General features: G+C 70.8%; 19 protein-coding genes and 1 pseudogene. All 20 read left to right on the forward strand.

Annotated features, from left to right (window positions below):
- Positions 1-71: 71 nt before the first annotated feature.
- The 20 genes and pseudogenes from paaB to nuoK all read left to right on the forward strand — a co-directional run bounded on the left by paaB (position 72) and on the right by nuoK (position 19,892).
- Positions 72-359, forward strand: coding sequence for a 1,2-phenylacetyl-CoA epoxidase subunit PaaB (gene paaB, locus ACLQ24_RS09770; protein WP_266248073.1), 288 nt, complete (start codon positions 72-74; stop codon positions 357-359).
- Positions 356-1,081 carry a 1,2-phenylacetyl-CoA epoxidase subunit PaaC gene (gene paaC / locus ACLQ24_RS09775; RefSeq protein WP_425890562.1) on the forward strand — a complete coding sequence of 242 codons (726 nt, stop codon included), beginning with the start codon at positions 356-358 and terminating at the stop codon, positions 1,079-1,081. The genes paaB and paaC overlap by 4 nt, the downstream gene beginning before the upstream one ends.
- A 29-nt stretch (positions 1,082-1,110) precedes the next feature.
- A complete protein-coding gene (gene paaD / locus ACLQ24_RS09780; RefSeq protein WP_425890633.1) occupies positions 1,111-1,620 on the forward strand; it encodes a 1,2-phenylacetyl-CoA epoxidase subunit PaaD in 510 nt (169 codons plus the stop codon).
- Positions 1,617-2,726, forward strand: a complete 1,110-nt coding sequence (gene paaE, locus ACLQ24_RS09785) for a 1,2-phenylacetyl-CoA epoxidase subunit PaaE (RefSeq protein ID WP_425890563.1) — start codon at positions 1,617-1,619, stop codon at positions 2,724-2,726. Before paaD ends, paaE begins: the two co-directional genes overlap by 4 nt.
- Positions 2,727-2,928: 202 nt before the next feature.
- Entirely contained in the window at positions 2,929-4,119 is a 1,191-nt protein-coding gene (gene mqnC, locus ACLQ24_RS09790; RefSeq protein ID WP_425890565.1) for a cyclic dehypoxanthinyl futalosine synthase, read from the forward strand.
- Positions 4,120-4,482: 363 nt separating this feature from the next.
- Positions 4,483-5,739 carry a cell wall anchor protein gene (locus ACLQ24_RS09795; protein WP_425890634.1) on the forward strand — a complete coding sequence of 419 codons (1,257 nt, stop codon included), beginning with the start codon at positions 4,483-4,485 and terminating at the stop codon, positions 5,737-5,739.
- Positions 5,740-5,865: 126 nt separating this feature from the next.
- A complete protein-coding gene (locus ACLQ24_RS09800; RefSeq protein WP_425890566.1) occupies positions 5,866-6,576 on the forward strand; it encodes a demethylmenaquinone methyltransferase in 711 nt (236 codons plus the stop codon).
- 90 nt (positions 6,577-6,666) lie between these two features.
- Positions 6,667-6,891 carry a hypothetical protein gene (locus ACLQ24_RS09805; RefSeq protein ID WP_425890568.1) on the forward strand — a complete coding sequence of 75 codons (225 nt, stop codon included), beginning with the start codon at positions 6,667-6,669 and terminating at the stop codon, positions 6,889-6,891.
- Positions 6,892-7,030: 139 nt separating this feature from the next.
- On the forward strand, positions 7,031-8,308 hold the full coding sequence (locus ACLQ24_RS09810) for a geranylgeranyl reductase family protein (protein WP_425890570.1): 1,278 nt from the start codon (positions 7,031-7,033) through the stop codon (positions 8,306-8,308).
- Between the two features lie 135 nt (positions 8,309-8,443).
- On the forward strand, positions 8,444-8,809 hold the full coding sequence (locus tag ACLQ24_RS09815; protein WP_074316036.1) for an NADH-quinone oxidoreductase subunit A: 366 nt from the start codon (positions 8,444-8,446) through the stop codon (positions 8,807-8,809).
- Positions 8,810-8,823: 14 nt separating this feature from the next.
- Positions 8,824-9,501: a NuoB/complex I 20 kDa subunit family protein gene (locus tag ACLQ24_RS09820; protein WP_030334123.1), complete on the forward strand. Its 678-nt coding sequence runs from the start codon at positions 8,824-8,826 to the stop codon at positions 9,499-9,501.
- Entirely contained in the window at positions 9,498-10,235 is a 738-nt protein-coding gene (locus tag ACLQ24_RS09825) for an NADH-quinone oxidoreductase subunit C (RefSeq protein WP_425890572.1), read from the forward strand. Before ACLQ24_RS09820 ends, ACLQ24_RS09825 begins: the two co-directional genes overlap by 4 nt.
- Before the next feature lie 52 nt (positions 10,236-10,287).
- Positions 10,288-11,613 carry an NADH-quinone oxidoreductase subunit D gene (locus tag ACLQ24_RS09830; protein WP_425890574.1) on the forward strand — a complete coding sequence of 442 codons (1,326 nt, stop codon included), beginning with the start codon at positions 10,288-10,290 and terminating at the stop codon, positions 11,611-11,613.
- 49 nt (positions 11,614-11,662) lie between these two features.
- Positions 11,663-12,544: pseudogene (gene nuoE / locus ACLQ24_RS09835) on the forward strand (NADH-quinone oxidoreductase subunit NuoE); the annotation flags it as partial.
- 353 nt (positions 12,545-12,897) lie between these two features.
- On the forward strand, positions 12,898-14,214 hold the full coding sequence (nuoF, locus tag ACLQ24_RS09840) for an NADH-quinone oxidoreductase subunit NuoF (RefSeq protein WP_425890576.1): 1,317 nt from the start codon (positions 12,898-12,900) through the stop codon (positions 14,212-14,214).
- The gene (locus ACLQ24_RS09845; RefSeq protein WP_425890577.1) at positions 14,214-16,775 is read left to right on the forward strand and encodes an NADH-quinone oxidoreductase subunit G; all 2,562 of its coding nucleotides are present in this window, start codon (positions 14,214-14,216) and stop codon (positions 16,773-16,775) included. The genes nuoF and ACLQ24_RS09845 overlap by 1 nt, the downstream gene beginning before the upstream one ends.
- 61 nt (positions 16,776-16,836) lie before the next feature.
- Complete coding sequence (gene nuoH, locus ACLQ24_RS09850; protein WP_425890578.1) at positions 16,837-18,186, forward strand: NADH-quinone oxidoreductase subunit NuoH; 1,350 nt, start codon at positions 16,837-16,839, stop codon at positions 18,184-18,186.
- A gap of 1 nt (position 18,187) precedes the next feature.
- Positions 18,188-18,829, forward strand: a complete 642-nt coding sequence (nuoI, locus tag ACLQ24_RS09855; protein WP_425890579.1) for an NADH-quinone oxidoreductase subunit NuoI — start codon at positions 18,188-18,190, stop codon at positions 18,827-18,829.
- The gene (locus ACLQ24_RS09860; RefSeq protein ID WP_425890581.1) at positions 18,826-19,596 is read left to right on the forward strand and encodes an NADH-quinone oxidoreductase subunit J; all 771 of its coding nucleotides are present in this window, start codon (positions 18,826-18,828) and stop codon (positions 19,594-19,596) included. Before nuoI ends, ACLQ24_RS09860 begins: the two co-directional genes overlap by 4 nt.
- Positions 19,593-19,892 carry an NADH-quinone oxidoreductase subunit NuoK gene (gene nuoK, locus ACLQ24_RS09865; RefSeq protein WP_030486270.1) on the forward strand — a complete coding sequence of 100 codons (300 nt, stop codon included), beginning with the start codon at positions 19,593-19,595 and terminating at the stop codon, positions 19,890-19,892. Before ACLQ24_RS09860 ends, nuoK begins: the two co-directional genes overlap by 4 nt.
- Positions 19,893-19,895: the final 3 nt, after the last annotated feature.

Genomic DNA, 19,895 nt, shown 5'->3' on the forward strand with positions numbered 1-19,895 from the left:
GCTGGGCGATGGCCCGACAGTCACCGGTGCACTCGAACCCCGATCGGCCCGAGTGAGACAAGGGTGCACCAATGAGCAACGAACACTCGCCTCTGTGGGAGGTCTTCGTGCGGGCGCGGCGCGGCCTGTCGCACACCCATGTCGGCAGCCTGCACGCCCCGGATGCCGAGCTGGCGCTGCGCAACGCCCGCGACCTCTACACGCGCCGCCAGGAGGGCGTGTCGATCTGGGTGGTGCCGGCGGGCGCGATCACCGCGTCCAGCCCGGACGAGAAGGACGCCTTCTTCGACCCGGCCGCCGACAAGGTCTACCGCCACCCGACCTTCTATGAAGTGCCGGACGGGGTGGCACACCTGTGAACGGGCCCTTCGCCTTCACGCTCGCCCTGGGCGACGACGCGCTCGTCGCCGCGCAGCGGCTGGCCGAGTGGGCGACACGCGCGCCGGAGATGGAAGAGGACATCGCGCTCGCCAACATCGCCCTCGACCAGCTCGGCGCGGCCCGCCTGCTGCTGTCGTACGCGGGTGAGCTGGAAGCTGCGGGTCGGGACGAGGACGCGCTCGCGTACCTGCGCGACGACCGCCAGTTCCGCAACGTGCTCCTGGTCGAGCTGCCCAACGGCGACTTCGCGGTGACCATGGCGAAGCTGTTCTTCCTGGCGGCGTACCAGGTGCCGCTCTACACCGCGCTCGCCGGCTGCTCGGACGAACGACTGGCCGCCATCGGCGCGAAGGCGCGCAAGGAGTCCGCGTACCACCTGGACCATGGCGCACTGTGGGTGAAGCGGCTCGGCGACGGCACCGAGGAGTCGCACCGCCGCATGCAGGAGGCGGTGGACCACGTCTGGCCGTACACCCATGAGCTGTTCGCGGCGGACCCGGCGGCGCCGGTCGATCCGGAGGGTCTGTGGCCGGCGTTCGACGAGGTCGTCGGGCCGGTGCTTGCCGAGGCGACGCTCACCCGCCCCGAGCGCGGCTGGGCGCCCACGGGCGGGCGGGCCGGCGTGCACACCGAGCACCTCTCCTACCTGCTGGCCGAGATGCAGGTGTTGCACCGCGCCCATCCGGGGGCGCAGTGGTGAGCGCGGGTAGCGCGACGCAGCGGAGCCCCCTGGTCGCGAGCGGGACCGACGCGCGGACGGCGGCGGCGAGCGTGGTCGACCCGGAGATCCGGGTGATCACCATCGACGAGCTGGGGATCCTTCGCGCGGTCGAGGAGGACCGGGTCAGTGGACGGGTCACCGTCACCATCACCCCGACCTACACGGGCTGTCCCGCCATGGACGTGATCCGGGCGGACGTGCGGCGTGCCCTGGCGGCGGCCGGATATCCGGACGTCGACGTGCGAACGGTCTACAGCCCGGCGTGGAGCACCGACTGGATCTCGGATGCCGGGCGGGCCAAACTCGCCTCTGCCGGGATCGCCCCGCCCGCGCCGACGCCCGCCCCGGGCGTGGTGGCGCCCGCCCCGGGCGTGGTGGCGCTGACCCTCGCGGTCCGCTGCCCGCTCTGCGGCTCGCCGGAGACCGAACAGGTCAGCCGCTTCGGATCGACCGCGTGCAAGGCGTTGTGGCGATGCCGTTCCTGCACCGAACCCTTCGACCACCTGAAGGCGCTGTGACAGTCACCATCTCCCGGCCGGCCCGTCGCCGCCCGGCCTTCCACCCGCTGCCGGTCGCCGTCGTCGACCGGCTCACCGACGATTCCGTGGCGGTTACCTTCGCCGTACCCGAGGAGTTGCGGGACACCTTCGCGTTTCGCGCGGGTCAGCACCTGACCGTGCGGCGGGTGACCGACGACGGCGAGGACGTGCGCCGGTCGTACTCCATCTGCTCCACCCCGGACGACCTGGCCCGGCGCGGCCGGCTGCGGATCGGGGTGCGGGAGGTCCCCGGCGGCGCATTCTCAGCCTTCGCCTGCCGCGCGCTGCGCGGCGGCGACACGGTCGAGGTGCTGCCCCCGCTGGGTACCTTCACCACGGCGTTCGCGGCGGACCGGGTGCGCCACTACGGCGCGGTCGTCGCCGGTTCCGGCATCACCCCGGTGCTCGCGCTCGTCGCGACGGCCCTGGCCGTCGAGCCGGCCAGCACCTTCACCCTGGTGTACGGCAACCGCACGGCGAACACGGTGATGTTCGCCGAGGAGTTGGCCGACCTGAAGGACCGCTACCCGTCGCGGCTGCACCTGGTGCACGTGCTGTCCCGGGAGCAGGGTGAGTCACCGCTGCTCTCCGGGCGGATCGACGCCGAACGGCTGGCGCGCCTGCTGGGCTCCATCGTGCCGGGCGAGGTGATCGAGGAGTGGTTCCTCTGCGGGCCGTACGGCACGGTGGTCGACGCCCGGGAGGTGCTGGGCGCGCGCGGTCTGCCGGAGTCGGCCGTGCACACCGAACTGTTCCACGTCGACGCGCCGCCCGCGCCGGTGGCGCGCCCCACCGAGCAGCCCGGCGCCGGGACGGACGTCACCATCGTGCTGGACGGCCGCTCGTCGGGCTTCACGATGGGCCGCGAGGAGCGGGTGCTGGACGCCGCGCTGAAGGTGCGCGGCGAACTGCCGTACGCCTGCAAGGGCGGTGTCTGTTCGACCTGCAAGGCGAAGGTCGTCGACGGGGCGGTCACCATGGCTCGCAACTACGCGCTGGAGCCTGACGAGGTGGCCGCCGGCTACGTCCTGACCTGCCAGTCCAGCCCGACGACCGACCGCCTGACGGTCGACTACGACGCCTGAACCCGCAGATCTTGGACAGTTCCGTTCGCGCCGAACGAAAACTGTCCAAGTCGCCTGGTCTTTTCGGGACGCCTCGGACGCCTCGGACGCCTCGGACGCCTCGGCCGGCGCGCGGGGTGGTGGGGCGCGGTGTGGTGGGGCGCTCGTCACCGGCGACCCAGGGGCGCGCGGGTCGCCGAGCGGCCGACGTAGGCTCGGGGTCGTGACGGTGAGCCGGGAGATCGACGACATCCTGCAGCGTGGCGCGGACGGCGGGCGGATCACGCCAGAGGAGGCGCTGCTGCTCTACACCGAGGCGCCCTTCCACGCGCTGGGCGAGGCGGCGGACGCGGTGCGCCGGCGGCGCTATCCGGACAACGTCGTCACCTACCTGATCGATCGCAACATCAACTACACGAACGTCTGTGTGACGGCGTGCAAGTTCTGCGCGTTCTACCGTGCGCCCAAGCACGCCGAGGGGTGGACGCACCCCACGGAGGAGATCCTGCGTCGCTGCGGCGAGGCGGTCGAGCTGGGCGCGACCCAGGTGATGCTCCAGGGTGGGCACCACCCGGACTACGGCGTCGAGTACTACGAGGAGCTGTTCTCCTCGGTCAAGCAGGCGTACCCGCAGCTGGCCATCCACTCGATCGGGCCGAGCGAGATCCTGCACATGGCCAAGGTGTCCGGCGTGAGCCTGGACGAGGCCATCGCCCGCATCAAGGCCGCCGGCCTCGACTCGATCGCCGGCGCCGGCGCGGAGATGCTGCCCGAGCGCCCGCGCAAGGCCATCGCCCCGCTCAAGGAGTCGGGTGAGCGCTGGTTGGAGGTCATGGAGCTGGCCCACCGGCAGGGCGTCGAGTCGACCGCGACCATGATGATGGGCACCGGCGAGACGCACGCCGAGCGGATCGAGCACCTGCGGATGATCCGCGACGTGCAGGATCGTACGGGCGGGTTCCGGTCGTTCATCCCGTGGACGTACCAGCCGGAGAACAACCACCTCAAGGGCCGTACGCAGGCGACCACCTTGGAATATCTGCGGTTGGTCGCGGTGGCCCGGCTCTTCTTCGAGACCGTGCCGCACCTGCAGGCGTCCTGGCTGACCACCGGCAAGGACGTCGGGCAGTTGTCGCTGCACATGGGCGTGGACGACCTCGGCTCGATCATGCTGGAGGAGAACGTGATCTCCTCCGCCGGCGCCCGGCACCGCTCCAACCTGCACGAGCTGATCGGCATGATCCGCTCCGCCGACCGGATCCCGGCACAGCGCGACACCCTCTACAACCGGCTGGCGGTGCACCACACGCCGGCCGACGACCCGACCGACGAGCGGGTGGTCTCGCACTTCTCCTCGATCGCGCTGCCGGGCGGCGGCGCGGGCCGGTCGCTGCCGCTGGTCGAGGTCAACTGAGGCTCGACGCGGCCCGGCCGTTCGGCTGACCTGGGGGTCGTGCTTCCGCGCGCCAGTGGTCGCCGGTACGGGTGCTCCCGGTGGCCGAGGCGGCATACAGCCCTCTGCGGGGGTGGTGGAGATGATCGGCGACGGATAGCGTGCGGCCGTCGTCCGAGGCGGTCCTCCATCGGCCCATGAGGGTCGTTTACATAACGCACGGCGGTACGGGCGGGATGGGTGACCATCCCGCCCGTTCCGTGTGGCGGGTCCAGTCCGGACGGTTGAAAGCCGCCCGCCGCGCTGGCGTGGGAGATCGACCTCCGATAACGTCCGCTCGTTCGGCGCAACCAATCCTTTTCTTCCCTACCCCCCGGGGGAATGATGACAGCGTTCCACCGCTCGGCCCTGGTTCGTGCCGGCGTCGTGGCCCTGCTCGCGGCCGGTGGCGTGGCCACCGTCGCCGCCCCGGCGCAGGCAGCCGACCAGGCCGACCTGGCCCTGACGCCGCTCAGCTCCGAGCTGGCTCAGGGCGTCAAGGCGGCCAAGGCCAAGCCGTTCAAGTTTCAGGTCGGCAACACCCGGAGCACCGTCGACGTCAAGGACGTCCGGGTCACCGTGGAGACGGAGGGCCTGAAGAACCGCAAGGTCGGCGTGCTCGCCCCGGACGGGTGCGACGTCACGGGCACCACCTTCACCTGCCTGCTCGGCGATCTGGCCGCCGGCACCACCGAGGACTTCGGTATCCCGATCTTCTCGACCGGCGGTCGCGGCGACGCCGGCACGCTCGTGGTCAGCATCAGCTCGGCCACCCCGGACCCCAACCCGGATGACAACACGGTGCGGCACGACATCACCGTCGCCAAGCCGGGTTACGACCTGACCACCTGGGTGCAGGACGTCTACGCCGACGTGGCGGTAAACGGCGACGACGCGGGCGAGACCGGCCTCAAGCCCGTCAAGCCGGGCGAGACCGCACCCCTGGACTGGGCGGTCTACAACGACGGCAGCAAGAAGGCGACCGGCGTGGCGTACGGGATCACCCTCCCGGCGGGCGTCACCTTCGCCGAACTGCCGGAGGGCTGCGTCGAGCAGCCGCTGGGCGGGTTCGCGAACGCCTACTGCGAGGACTCCGGCGTCGTGCTGAAGCCCGGGCAGTTCTACACGGCGGACGTCCGGGTGAAGGTCGGCTCGGACGTCACCGAGCCGGTGCTCCGGCCCGGGTTCGTCTGGGCCGCCGGTCTCGCGGCCGCCCAGGGCCGCCCCGAGGAGGAGCCGCGGGTGGCCTCCGGCGCGCAGCGCCGGGCGTTCACCGAGACCGACGAGGTGGACAACACCGCGCAGTTCGACGTGTTCGTCGACCTCGGCGCGCAGCCGACGCCGACCCCGACGCCGACCGCCACGCCCACTCCGACGGCGACTCCGACGCCGGGTGGTACGACGACGCCGGGCACGTCCACGTCGCCGACCGCCGGCGGCGGTGGCTCCGGTGGCGGCGGACTGCCGGTGACCGGTGTGCAGGTCGGCCTGATCGGCGGCATCGGTGCTCTGATCCTGCTCGTGGGTGGGGCGCTGCTGTTGCTCTCCCGCCGCCGCAAGGTCGTCGTGGTCGCCCCCGGCGACGAGACGTCGACCGACTGACGTAGGCACGACCGAGAGGGCGGGGTGGGCGACCACCCCGCCCTTTCGCGTATCGACGACATCGGGCGCCTGGGGTACGCGGACCCAGCGGCCGACGGCTCGCGCGGGGCTGGCAGAGTGGACGGGGTGAGCCGTACCCCGCAGGGCCAGCGCGCCAGTCTCGACAAGCAACCGCACGAGGTCGCCGCGATGTTCGACGGCGTGGCCGAGCGGTACGACCTGACCAACACCGTGCTCGCCTTCGGCCAGGACCGCTCCTGGCGGCGGGCCACCCGGGCGGCTCTCGGCCTGCGGCCGGGCGAGCGGGTGCTGGACGTGGGGGCGGGCACCGGTGTGTCGACCCGCGAGCTGGCCCAGTCCGGGGCGTACGCGGTGGGGGCGGACCTGTCGCTGGGCATGTTGCAGGTGGGCAAGCGGGTCCGTCCCGAGGTGCCGCTGCTGGCCGGCGACGCGTTGCGACTGCCGTTCGCCGACGCGAGCTTCGACGCGGTGACCATCTCCTTCGCGCTGCGCAACGTCAACGACACCGACGCGGCGCTGCGCGAGTTGGGGCGGGTGACCCGGCCGGGCGGCCGGCTGGTGGTGTGCGAGTTCAGCACGCCGGTTAACCCGGTCTTCCGGACGGTCTACCTGTCGTACCTGATGCGGTCGCTGCCGGTGGTCGCCCGCGCGGTGTCGAGCAACCCCGACGCGTACGTCTATTTGGCCGAGTCGGTCCGGGCCTGGCCGGACCAGCCCGCGCTGGCCGGGCGGGTGGCCGCGGCGGGGTGGGGTCGGGTGGCGTGGCGCAACCTGACCGGTGGCGTGGTCGCGCTGCACCGGGGCATTCGCGAGTAGCGGGCGAGGCGTCCGCGGATGGTACGCGAGGCATTCATGCGTTTCAGGAAAATCCGACTTTAGTCCACTTTGCCCCGTACGCTCGTCGGCATGACCGGAGTAGACCCGGCGAGCCCGGTGGCCGCCACCGACGACGACGCGGCCGAACTCATCGCGCAGTTGCGGGCGTTGGCCGGCGCGGACCCGGCGGACGTCCGCCAGGTGGTCGCCGAGGTGCTGGCCGCGCTGGACCGGGCGGCGGGTGGCGCGCTGCGGGAGCATCTGCCGGCGACGATCCGGGTCGACGCCGGCCTGGACGCGCCCAGTCCGGCCTGACAGTCGCCTGCTGTGGACGGTCGCCGGCTGTCACATCGGCGAGTTAGGTACCCCTGATCCTGCGCAGGTATGACGTCGGTCATACACTCGTCCCGTCTGGCTTGTGAAGCATTTCACGAGCGTGCGGGAGGAGGCGCGAATGACCGCGGTGGAACACGACGCCGATGTCATCGTCGTTGGCGCCGGTCCCGGTGGATCGGCGACTGCGTACCACCTGGCCCGGCACGGCGTACGGGTCCTGGTGTTGGAGAAGACCGAGTTCCCCCGGGAGAAGGTCTGCGGCGACGGACTGACCCCGCGTGCGGTGCGTCAGCTCATCCGGATGGGCGTGGACACCTCGCCCGAGGCCGGCTGGCTGCACAACAAGGGCCTGCGGGTGATCGGCGGCGGCGTACGGCTGGAACTGGACTGGCCCGAGCTGGCCAGCTTCCCCAACTACGGCCTGGTCCGCACCCGCCTCGACTTCGACGACCTGCTCGCCCAGCGGGCGGTCGCGGCCGGCGCCAAGCTGCGGACCCAGGTCAACGTGCTGGGCCCGGTGCTCGACGACGACGGCCGGGTGACCGGCGTCCAGGCCGAGGTGGGCCCCGGCAAGGAGCCCGCCACCTTCCACGCCCCGCTGGTCGTGGCCGCCGACGGCGTCTCCGGTCGGTTTCCGCTCGCGCTCGGGCTCGCCAAGCGGGAGGACCGGCCGATCGGCGTGGCCGTCCGCCGCTACTACCATTCCCCGGCCAAGCACGACGACGACTACCTGGAGTCGTGGCTGGAGCTGCGCAGCAAGGACAGCGGCGACAACCTGCTGCCCGGGTACGGCTGGATCTTCGGCCTCGGTGACGGCCGGGTGAACGTCGGCCTCGGCGTGCTCAATTCGTCGTCGGCGTTCGGCAAGACCAACTACCGCCGGCTGCTCACCGACTGGCTGGCCAACACCCCCGCCGAGTGGGGCATGACCGACGAGACCAACGCGGACGGCCCGATCCTCGGCGCCGCGCTGCCGATGGGCTTCAACCGGGTGCCGCACTACACCCGCGGGGTCCTGCTGGTCGGTGACTCCGGCGGCATGGTCAACCCGTTCAACGGTGAGGGCATCGCGTACGCCATGGAGTCCGGCGAGCTGGCCGCGGAGGTAGCGGTGCAGGCCCTCGCGCGTCCGGCCGGTCCGGAGCGGGAGCGGGCGTTGATGGCGTACCCGAACGAGCTGAAGGCCCGTCTCGGTGGCTACTACCGTCTCGGCGGCATCTTCGTGAAACTGATCGGCCGTCCGGAGATCATGCGGATCGCCACCAAGCACGGCATGCCCCATCCGACGCTGATGCGATTCGTCCTCAAGTTGTTGGCCAATCTGACCGACCCCCGAGGCGGGGACGCGATGGACCGGGTCATCAATGCGCTGACGAAGGCCGCGCCAGCGGTCTAGACACGATGGCATCGGTGCTGGTCACAGCCTCGGCACCGACAAAGATCGACCCCCGCCGGCAGTCACGGTGAGGGACGTGAATAGTGTGATTTTCGTCAAGCACTGACGGCAGGGAAGGACGAGCAGGAGAAAACGATGACGCTCTCGCCTTACGCACCGATCATCGGGCTGTTCGCCCTCGCCGCGGCGTTCTCGCTGTTCTCCGTCGGCGCCGCCCGGTTCGCCGGTCCCCGTCGTTACAACAAGGCCAAACTCGAGGCGTACGAGTGCGGCATCGAGCCCAGCCCCCAGCCGGTCGGCGGTGGGCGGTTCCCGATCAAGTTCTACCTGACGGCGATGCTCTTCATCGTCTTCGACATCGAGATCATCTTCCTCTACCCCTGGGCGGTCTCGTTCGACGCCCTGCCGATCTTCGGCTTCGTGGAGATGGTCCTGTTCATCGTCGCGGTCTTCGTCGCGTACGCCTACGTGTGGCGGCGCGGCGGCCTGGACTGGGACTGAGGAAGGAACGTCAGATGGGCATCGAGGAGAAGCTCCCCGCCGGCGTCCTGCTCACCTCGGTGGAGAAGCTGGTCAACTGGTCCCGGAAGTCGTCCGTGTGGGGCGCGACCTTCGGCCTGGCCTGCTGCGCCATCGAGATGATGGCCGCCGGTGGTCCGCACTACGACATGGGCCGCTGGGGCATGGAGGTCTTCCGGGCCTCGCCCCGGCAGGCCGACCTCATGATCGTGGCCGGCCGGGTGAGCCAGAAGATGGCACCGGTGCTGCGCCAGATCTACGACCAGATGGCCGAGCCCCGCTGGGTGCTCTCCATGGGCGTCTGCGCCAGCAGCGGCGGCATGTTCAACAACTACGCCATCGTGCAGGGCGTCGACCACGTCGTACCTGTCGACATGTACCTGCCCGGCTGCCCGCCCCGGCCGGAGATGCTCATCGACGCGATCCTCAAGCTCCGCGAGAAGATCATGTATGAGCCGCTGGGCCCGAACGGTCGCAAGATGCTGGCGGCCCGCCAGGAGCGCGGCGACGTTCCGGTCGTGCCGTACGGCTCGATGCCGTCCTCCTACCGCAACGACAAGGCCCGGCGTGCCGAGTGGACCCGGGCGGTCCGCGAGGGGCGCGAGGAGCAGTTGCGGATTGAGAACTGGATGAACGCCCAGAACCATCTCCACCCGCAGGCAGGCCCGAAATGACGTCTCCCACGGACAAGACCAACGACGGCGGGGTGCCGGTGCCGGTGACGCCGCCCGGCGCGAGCGGCACCGCTGGAGCCGAGTACCCGACGGCCAGCCCGGCCGGCCGCGGGATGTTCGGCAACCAGGGCACGGGCGACGTGTCCGGCTACGGTGGCCTGGTCCGCCCGCGCCAGCCGATCGAGGAGGCCGCCCGGCCGTACGGCGGGTACTTCGACGAGGTCCGCGACGCGCTGGAAGAGGCGTACCCGGCCTTCGGGGACGCGATCGAGAAGGTGGTCGTCGACCGGGGTGAGCTGACCCTGCACGTACGCCCGGAGCGGATCGCCGAGGTCTGCCAGGTGCTGCGCGACGACATGGCGCTGCGGTTCGAGCTGTGCTCCTCGGTGTCCGGGGTGGACTACCTCGGCGCCGACGAGCGCCGGCTGCACGTGGTCTACCTGCTCACCTCGATGACGTACCGGCGTCGGGTCCGGCTGGAGGCCGCGGTCCCGGCCGAGTCTCCGCACCTGCCCAGCGTCACGGCCGTCTACCCGACGGCCGACTGGCAGGAGCGGGAGGCGTACGACATGTTCGGCATCGTCTTCGACGGCCACCCCAACCTGACCCGGATCCTCATGCCGGACGACTGGGAGGGCCACCCGCAGCGCAAGGACTACCCGCTCGGTGGTGTGCCCGTCGAGTACAAGGGTGCGGAAATTCCACCGCCGGACCGTAGGAGGTCCTACCAGTGAGCGCGAGGAGTGAGCTTGCGAGCCCCGCAGTCGTGAACGGAGGGCCGGCACTGTGACCACGTCGAACTACGCGACCGAACGCGAGACCACCGAGGGCAGGGTCTTCACCGTCACCGGTGGGGACTGGGACACGGTCGTGTCCGGCACCGACCCGATCAACGACGAGCGCATCGTGGTCAACATGGGTCCGCAGCACCCGTCGACCCACGGGGTGCTCCGACTGATCCTCGAGCTGGAGGGCGAGACGGTCCGCGAGGCCCGCTCGGTCGTCGGCTATCTGCACACGGGCATCGAGAAGAACCTCGAGTACCGCAACTGGGTCCAGGGTTCGACGTTCGTGACGCGGATGGACTACCTGTCCCCGATCTTCAACGAGACCGCGTACGCGCTGGCCGTGGAGAAGCTGCTCGGCATCACCGACGACGTCACCGAGCGCGCCACCACCATCCGCGTGCTGATGATGGAGCTCAACCGGATCTCGTCGCACCTGGTCTGGCTGGCCACCACCGGCATGGAGCTGGGCGCGATCTCGATCATGCTGTACGGCTTCCGCGAGCGGGAGTACATCCTCGACATCTTCGAGACCATCACGGGCCTGCGGATGAACCACGCGTACGTCCGGCCGGGCGGTGTGGCGCAGGACGTGCCGGACGACGCGGTCCGCAAGATCCGCGACTTCCTGAAGATGATGCCGAAGAAGCTCAAGGAGTACGAGGACCTGCTCTCCGGCCAGCCCATCTGGACCGAGCGGACGAAGGGCGTCGCGGTGCTGGACGTCACCGGCTGCGTGGCGCTCGGCATCACCGGTCCGGTGCTGCGCTCGGCCGGGCTCGCCTGGGACCTGCGCAAGACCATGCCGTACTGCGGCTACGAGACGTACGAGTTCGACGTGCCGACCCACCCCGACGGTGACGTGTGGGGCCGGTACCAGGTCCGGCTCGCCGAGATCCGCGAGTCGATGAAGCTGGTCGAGCAGGCGTTGGACCGGCTGCGGCCGGGCCCGGTGATGGTCGCCGACCGCAAGATCGCGTGGCCCGCGCAGCTCGCCATCGGCGTCGACGGCATGGGCAACTCGCTGGAGCACGTCGCGAAGATCATGGGTCAGTCGATGGAGTCGCTGATCCACCACTTCAAGCTGGTCACCGAGGGCTTCCGGGTCCCGCCCGGCCAGGTGTACGTCGGCATCGAGTCGCCGCGCGGCGAGCTGGGCGTGCACGCCGTCTCCGACGGCGGCACCCGGCCGTACCGGGTGCACTACCGGGAGCCGAGCTTCGTCAACCTCCAGGCACTCCCGGCGATGGCCGAGGGCGGCCTCATCGCCGACGTGATCGCCGGCGGCGCCTCGCTGGATCCCGTGATGGGTGGGTGTGACAGGTGAGCGCGAGGAGTGAGCTTGCGAGCCCCGCAGTCGCGAACGAAGGGCGGCTCTGATGACTTTCACCGACACGACGCGGGAGCGGGCGCGCGAGATCATCGCCCGCTACCCGGCGGACCGGTCCCGCTCGGCGCTGCTGCCGCTGCTGCACCTGGTCCAGGCCGAGGAGGGGTACGTCTCCCCGGCCGGGGTGACGTTCTGCGCCGAGGTGCTGGGGCTGAACAAGGCCCAGGTCGGGGCGGTGGCCACCTTCTACACCATGTACAAGCGCAAGCCCACCGGCGACTTCCTGGTCAGCGTCTGCACCAACACGATGTGCAACGTGCTGGGTGGCCAGGAGGTCTACGACACCCTCGCCGAGCACCTGGGAGTCGGGCACGACGAGACGACCGCCGACGGCACCATCACGTTGGAGCACGCCGAGTGCCTGGCGGCCTGTGACTACGGCCCGGTGATGACCGTCAACTACGACTTCTTCGACGGCGTGGACCCGTCCACTGCGGTCGGTGTGGTCGACGAGCTGCGCGCGGGCGGCCGGCCGATGCCGACGCGCGGCGCGCGGCTGTGCACGCTGAAGGAGATGGCGGTGCAGCTCGCCGGTTTCGCCGACGAGCGTGAGGGCGCGGTCGCCGACGGCGGGCCGGGTGAGCCGACCCTGCGGGGTCTGCGGCTGGCACAGGAGCACGGCGTCTCGGTGCCGGGCTTCGACCCGAACACCCCGATCCGGAGCAAGGCCGAGGCCGACAAGGCGGCGGCGAAGGCCAAGGCCGACGCGGACCGGGCGAAGGCCGACGCGGACCGGGGCGCGAAGGCCGACGCCGAGCGGGTGAAGGCCGACGCGGAGGCCGCCAAGCCGGCGCCCGCCGAGGCCACCGCGGCCCCGGTCAAGGGTGGCGACGGGGCGTCCGCACCGACGGGAGCGGCGGGCGCCGCCGAGCCGACGGCCGCCGAGACCACCAGGCCGGAGGCGGCCACCGGCAGCACCGCCCCGGACGTGAAGGCACCGGACGACAAGTCGCCGCAGGTGCGTACCGCCGAGACCCGGCAGCCCGACGCGCAGACGGCCGTGCCGGACGCGTCCGGCACGAAGGTGCCGGCGGAGACGTCGCCGCCGGCCCCGCGCGACGCGCAGGTGGCCCAGGCCGCCGGCGCGGCGGCCAACGCTCCGGCCGGCGACGGCAAGCCCGCCGGTGACTCGACCGGCGCGCAGGAGCGCAACCTCACCGAAGCGTCGGCGGACGCGGATGGCACGAACCCCGCCGCCGCGAGCGAAACGGGGGCCCAGAAGTGACCACTCCCCGCCCGGAGACGCTGGCCAAGCTGACGCCGGTGCTGACCAAGCGCTGGCTGTCGCCGGACGCCTGGCGGATCGGCACGTACGAGCAGCTCGACGGCTACGCCGCGCTGCGCAAGGCGCTCAAGGCCCACCCGGACGACCTGATCCAGCTCATCAAGGACTCCGGTCTGCGGGGCCGGGGCGGCGCCGGCTTCCCCACCGGTCTGAAGTGGGGCTTCATCCCGCAGGGCGACGGCAAGCCGCACTACCTGGTGGTCAACGCCGACGAGGGCGAGCCGGGCACCTGCAAGGACCTGCCGCTGATGACCCACGACCCGCACGCGCTGGTCGAGGGCGTGATCATCGCGTCGTACGCGATCCGGGCCAGCCGCGCCTACATCTACATCCGCGGTGAGGCCGTGCACGCCGCCCGGCGGCTGCGCAACGCCGTCCAGGAGGCGTACGACAAGGGTTACCTCGGCCGCAACATCCTGCGTAGCGGCTACGACCTGGAGCTGGTGGTGCACTCCGGCGCCGGGGCGTACATCTGCGGCGAGGAGACGGCGCTGCTGGACTCGCTGGAGGGGTTCCGGGGGCAGCCCCGGCTGCGTCCGCCGTTCCCGGCCACCCACGGCCTGTACGCGAGCCCGACGGTGGTGAACAACGTCGGCACGATCGCCAGCGTGCCGCCGATCGTGCTCGGTGGCGCGGACTGGTGGAAGTCCATGGGCACCGAGAAGTCCTCCGGGCCGATGATCTACTCGCTCTCCGGGCGGGTCGTCAACCCGGGCCAGTACGAGTGCTCGATGGGCGTCACGCTGCGCGAGCTGCTGGAACTGGCCGGCGGCATGCAGCCCGGTCACAACCTGCGGTTCTGGACCCCGGGTGGATCGTCGACGCCGCTGCTCGCCGCCGAGCACCTGGATGTGCCGCTGGACTTCGAGGGCGTGGCGGCGGCCGGCTCGATCCTGGGCACTACGGCCACGCAGATCTTCTCCGACCAGGACTGCCCGGTCTACGCGACGTACCGGTGGCTGGAGTTCTACCACCACGAGTCGTGCGGCAAGTGCACCCCGTGCCGCGAGGGCAACTACTGGATGGTCCGGGTCTACCGGCGGATCCTCTCCGGCCAGGGCACCCACGAGGACCTGGACACCCTGCTGGACACCTGCGACAACATCCTCGGCCGATCGTTCTGCGGTCTGGGTGACGGCGCGACCAGTTCGGTGACCTCGTCGCTGAAGTACTTCAAGCAGGACTACCTCGACTACATCGAGGGACGGACCGCGCCGAAGCTCTCCGACAAGCAGCTGGTTGGAGCTCACTGATGACGGACGTAGCCAAGCAGACCGACACGGTCACCCTCACCATCGACGGTGTCGAGGTCACCGCCCCGAAGGGGGCGCTGCTGATCCGGGTCGCCGAGCAGATGGGCACCGAGATCCCCCGGTTCTGCGACCACCCGCTGCTGGCCCCGGCCGGCGCGTGCCGGCAGTGCCTGGTCGAGGTGGAGGGGCAGCGCAAGCCGGTGGCCTCCTGCACCCAGACCGTCGCCGACGGCATGGTCGTACGGACCCAGCTCACCTCCCCGGTCGCCCAGAAGGCGCAGGAGGGGGTGATGGAGCTGCTGCTGCTCAACCACCCGCTGGACTGCCCGATGTGTGACAAGGGCGGCGAGTGCCCGCTGCAGAACCAGGCGATGTCCACCGGCCGCACCGACTCGCGCTTCCACGAGCACAAGCGGGAGTACGAGAAGCCGATGGCGATCAGCAGCCAGGTGCTGCTGGACCGCGAACGCTGCGTGCTCTGCCAGCGCTGCACCCGGTTCTCCGAGGAGATCGCCGGCGACAAGTTCATCGACCTGATGGGCCGGTCGTCCGCCGAAGAGATCAACATCTACCGGGACGACGCGTACGGCGGGAAAGCGGACGACGGCAGTGCTGGCCGCACCGACTCGGCCTCCGCTGGCGCTCCGGCTTTCGCCGGTGGAGATGTCCCCTTCAACTCGTACTTCTCCGGCAACACCGTGCAGATCTGCCCGGTGGGTGCGCTGACCGGCGCGCAGTACCGCTTCCGGGCCCGCCCGTTCGACCTGGTGTCCAGCCCGAGCGTCTGCGAGCACTGCTCGGCCGGCTGCGGGCAGCGCACCGACTGGCGGCGCGGCAAGGTGCTGCGTCGGCTCGCCGGTGACGAGCCGGCGGTGAACGAGGAGTGGAACTGCGACAAGGGCCGCTGGGGCTTCCAGTACACCCGGGCCGCCGACCGCCTGACCAATCCGCTGGTCCGTGACGAGAGCACCGGTGAGCTGCGGGAGGCGTCCTGGAGTGAGGCGCTGACCCGGGCCGCCGAGGGGCTGCACGCGGCCCGCGAGGGCGGCCAGGGCACGGCCGTGCTCACCGGCGGTCGGCTGACCGTCGAGGACGCCTACGCGTACGCGAAGTTCGCCCGCGTCGCGCTGAACACCAACGACATCGACTTCCGGGCCCGGCCGGTCTCCCGCGAGGAGGCCGACTTCCTGGCCAGCTCGGTCGCCGGGGTCACCGACGTCACCTACACCGACGTGGAGAACGCGCCGGCCGTGGTGCTGGTGGGCCTGGAGCCGGAGGAGGAGTGCCCGATCCTCTTCCTGCGGCTGCGCAAGGCGTACCTGAAGAAGACCCTGACGGTGTACGCGCTGGCGCCGTTCGCCACCCGCGGCCTGGAGAAGCTGGGCGCCAAGCTGGCCCGGGTCGTGCCGGGCGAGGAGGCCAGCGTGCTCGCCGAGCACGCCACGGTCACCGAGGCGCTCAGCGCGCCCGGCGCGATCCTCATCGTCGGCGAGCGGCTGGCCACCGTGCCGGGCGGGCTCTCCGCCGCGGCTGACGTGGCCCGGCGTACCGGCGCGAAGTTGGCCTGGGTGCCGCGGCGCGCGGGTGACCGCGGCGCGGTCGACGCGGGCTGCCTGCCCAACCTGCTCCCCGGTGGCCGCCTGGTCACCGAGCCGGCCGCGCGGGCCGAGCTGGGCGAGGCGTGGGACATCCCGGCCGGGGTGATTCCCAGCCAGGCCGGTCGGGACACCGACGGCATCCTCGCGGCGGCCGCCAACGGGCAGCTCGGCGCGCTGGTGGTCGGCGGTGTCGACCCGGCGGACGTGTCCGATCCGCGGCTGGCCGAGGCCGCTCTGGACGCGGTGCCGTTCCTGGTCAGCCTGGAACTGCGCGCCAGCGCGGTGACCCGGCGGGCCGACGTGGTGCTGCCGGTGGCCCCGGTGGTCGAGAAGGCCGGCAGCTTCCTGAACTGGGAGGGCCGGCTGCGTCCCTTCGAGGCGGTGCTGAACACCGCCGCGATGACCGACGGGCGGGTGCTCGACGCGCTTGCCGCGCTCCTCGACGTGCGCCTCGGCACGGCCGACGTGCCGAGTATCCGTCGCGAGCTGGGCTCGCTGCCGGCCACGCGCATGTCCCGGCCGTCCGCGCCGTCGGTGTCGCCGGGCACGGTGCCGCACCCGGGTGCCGGGGAGGCCGTGCTGGCCACCTGGCACCAGCTCGTCGACCTCGGCACCCTGACCGAGGGCGACGAGAACCTCGCCGGGACCGCCCGCCCGCCGGTGGTCCGGCTGGGCAAGGGCACCGCCGAGGCACTCGGTGTCGCCGACGGTGACGCGGTCACGGTCGGCACCGACCGGGGCGCCCTGACCCTGCCGGCGGAGATCACCGAGATGCCGGACGGCGTGGTCTGGCTGCCGACGAACTCACCCGGTTCGACCGTGCGACGCAGCCTCGGGGCGACATCCGGCACGGTCGTCCGGATCTCCGTTCCGTCGTCGGGCGTGGCCGTTCCGGCCGGACGCGTGGCGGCCGACGAGACCGGTCTCCCGGGTCCGCTCCTCAACTCCGGGGGTAACCAGTGAGCGCGAGGAGTGAACGAGCGCAGCGAGTGAGCCCCGCAGTCGCGAACGAAAGGTGGGCACTGTGAGTCTCCTTCTCGCTCAGGACCCCACGCTGGCCGACTTCGGTCGGGATCCGTGGTGGCTGGTTCTCGGCAAGATCGTCTTCGCGTTCGCCTTCGGTCTGCTGGCCACCCTGCTCGGTGTCTGGTTCGAACGGCGCGTGGTTGGTTACATGCAGGTGCGGCCCGGCCCCAACCAGGTCGGCCCGCTCGGCCTGCTGCAGACCCTCGCCGACGGCCTGAAGATGGCCTTCAAGGAGGACATCCTGCCGAAGGCGGCCGACAAGGTCGTCTACTTCTTCGCCCCGACGATCTCGGTGATCTGCGCGGTCACCGCGCTGTCGGTGGTGCCGTTCGGTCCGATGGTGAGCATCGCCGGTCACCACACGCCGTTGCAGGTCACCGACGTGCCGGTGGCCGTGCTCCTGCTGCTGGCCTGCTCCTCCATGGGCGTCTACGGCATCGTGCTGGGCGGCTGGGCCTCCGGCTCGACGTACCCGCTGCTCGGCGGTCTGCGGTCGAGCGCCCAGATGATCTCGTACGAGGTCGCGATGGGGCTGAGCATCGTGGCGGTCTTCATGACCGCCGGCACGATGAGCACCAGCGGGATCGTCGCCGCACAGGGCGACGCGACGCGGCTGACCATCTTCGGCACCGAGATCCCGGCCCCAGGCTGGTACGCGATCCTGCTGCTGCCCAGCTTCGTCATCTTCTTCATCGCCACCGTCGGTGAGACCAACCGGGCGCCGTTCGACCTGCCCGAGGCCGAGTCCGAGCTGGTCGCCGGCTTCATGACCGAGTACAGCTCGCTGAAGTTCGCGCTCTTCATGCTCAGCGAGTACGTCGCGATGGTGACCATGTCCGCGGTCACCACCACGCTGTTCCTCGGGGGCTGGCGGGCGCCGTGGCCGATCACGCTGTGGGAGGGCGCCAACTCCGGTTGGTGGCCGATGCTCTGGTTCTTCGGCAAGGTGATCGTGCTGGTCTTCGTCTTCGTGTGGCTGCGCGGCACGCTGCCCCGGCTGCGCTACGACCAGTTCATGCGCTTCGGCTGGAAGGTGCTGCTGCCGATCAACCTGGTCTGGATCCTGGTCCTGTCGGGCCTGCGCTCCATCGAGGACTTCGCGCCGCGGGACCGACTGATCTGGACCTCGGCCGGTGCCGGCGTCCTCCTGCTGGCCATGCTCTTCTGGCCGAGCCGGAAGCCGCAACCGAAGCCGACCACGCAGGAGCAGGTCGACAGTCGGCCGTACGGGAGCTTCCCGCTGCCACCGATGGATCTACAGGTACCACCGAGCCCGCGTATCACACGCGTGGTCGCCGAGCGGGAGCCGGCCAACATCGTCGCCGGCTCGGACTCCAGGGAGGTGTGACGTGGGCGCGATCACCGGAACGTTCAAGGGATTCGGTGTCACCTTCTCGCACATGTTCAGGAAGGTCGTCACGACCGACTACCCGTTCAAGCCGCCGGTGTCGGCGCCGCGCTACCACGGGCGGCACATCCTCAACCGGCACCCGGACGGCCTGGAGAAGTGCATCGGCTGCGAGCTGTGCGCGTGGGCCTGCCCGGCGGACGCGATCTACGTCGAGGGCGGCGACAACACCGACGAGCAGCGCTTCTCGCCGGGCGAGCGGTACGCCAGCACCTACCAGATCAACTACGCGCGGTGCATCTTCTGCGGGCTCTGCATCGAGGCCTGCCCGACCCGTTCGCTCACCATGAGCAACGAGTACGAGCTGGCGCGGGACAACCGGCAGGACCTGATCTTCACCAAGGAGCAGTTGCTCGCCCCCCTGCTGGAGGGCATGGAGCAGCCGCCGCACCCGATGCGGCTGGGTGACAGCGAGAAGGACTACTACGTCGGCGCGCTGGACAACCCGGGCACCTCCGCCGGTGCCGAGACGTCCCCGATGGGCCCCGGCCGCTACCAGGTCGAGGAGCACCCCGGCGTGACGTTCCCGGGTGCCGAGCAGGCCGCCCAGCGCGCGGCGGCCGGCAAGGGAGAGCAAGCATGACCACGTCTACGGTGCTGGCCGCGGCCGGTGAGGTGTCCGGCGGCGAGCAGGTCACCTTCTGGATCCTCGCGCCACTCGCGCTGATCGGCGCGATCGGGATGGTGGCGGCCCGCAACGCGGTGCACTCGGCGCTCTGGCTGGTGCTGACCATGCTCTGCCTGGGTGTGTTCTACATACTCCAGGCCGGGCCGTTCATCGGCATGGTGCAGATCATCGTCTACACCGGCGCCATCATGATGCTCTTCCTGTTCGTGCTGATGCTGGTCGGGCGGGACGCCTCCGACTCGCTGATCGAGACGCTGCGCGGCCAGCGGGTCGCCGCGATCGTCCTGGGGCTGGGCTTCGCCGGCCTCGTCGGCGGCGCCCTCTACCGGGCCGTCGAGGGCACCACCGCGGTCGGCCTGGACCAGGCCAACGCGGAGGGCAACGTGCAGGGCATCGCCCGGCTGCTCTTCACGAAGTACGTCTTCGCGTTCGAGCTGACCTCGGCGCTGCTGATCACCGCGGCGGTCGGTGCCATGGTGCTTGCGCACATCGAGCGGCGCAAGCAGGACAAGATGGACCAGCCGGCGACCATGCGGGCCCGCTTCGCGCCGGGCAACTACCCGGGCCCCAAGCCCGGCCCCGGTGTCTTCGCGACCTCCTCCTCGGTGGCCACCCCGGCCCGGCTGCCGGACGGGCGGCTCACCGAGCGGAGCACGCCGGACATCCTGCCGGTGCGTGAGCTGACCGCGCAGGAGACCACTCTGAAAGGTACGGACTCATGACGCCCGACTACTACCTGGTGCTCGCCGCGGTGCTGTTCACCATCGGCGCCGCCGGGGTGCTCGTCCGGCGCAACGCGATCGTGCTGTTCATGTGTGTCGAGCTGATGCTCAACGCGGCCAACCTGACGCTTGTCACCTTCAGCCGGATCAACGGTGACCTCAACGGCCAGATCATGGCGTTCTTCGTGATGGTGGTGGCCGCCGCCGAGGTCGTGGTCGGCCTCGCGATCATCATGTCCATCTTCCGGACCCGGCGCTCGGCGAGTGTCGACGACGCCAACCTGCTCAAGTACTAAGGG

Origin of the sequence: Micromonospora sp. DT4, assembly GCF_049841675.1 — a bacterium.
GTDB lineage: Bacteria > Actinomycetota > Actinomycetes > Mycobacteriales > Micromonosporaceae > Micromonospora.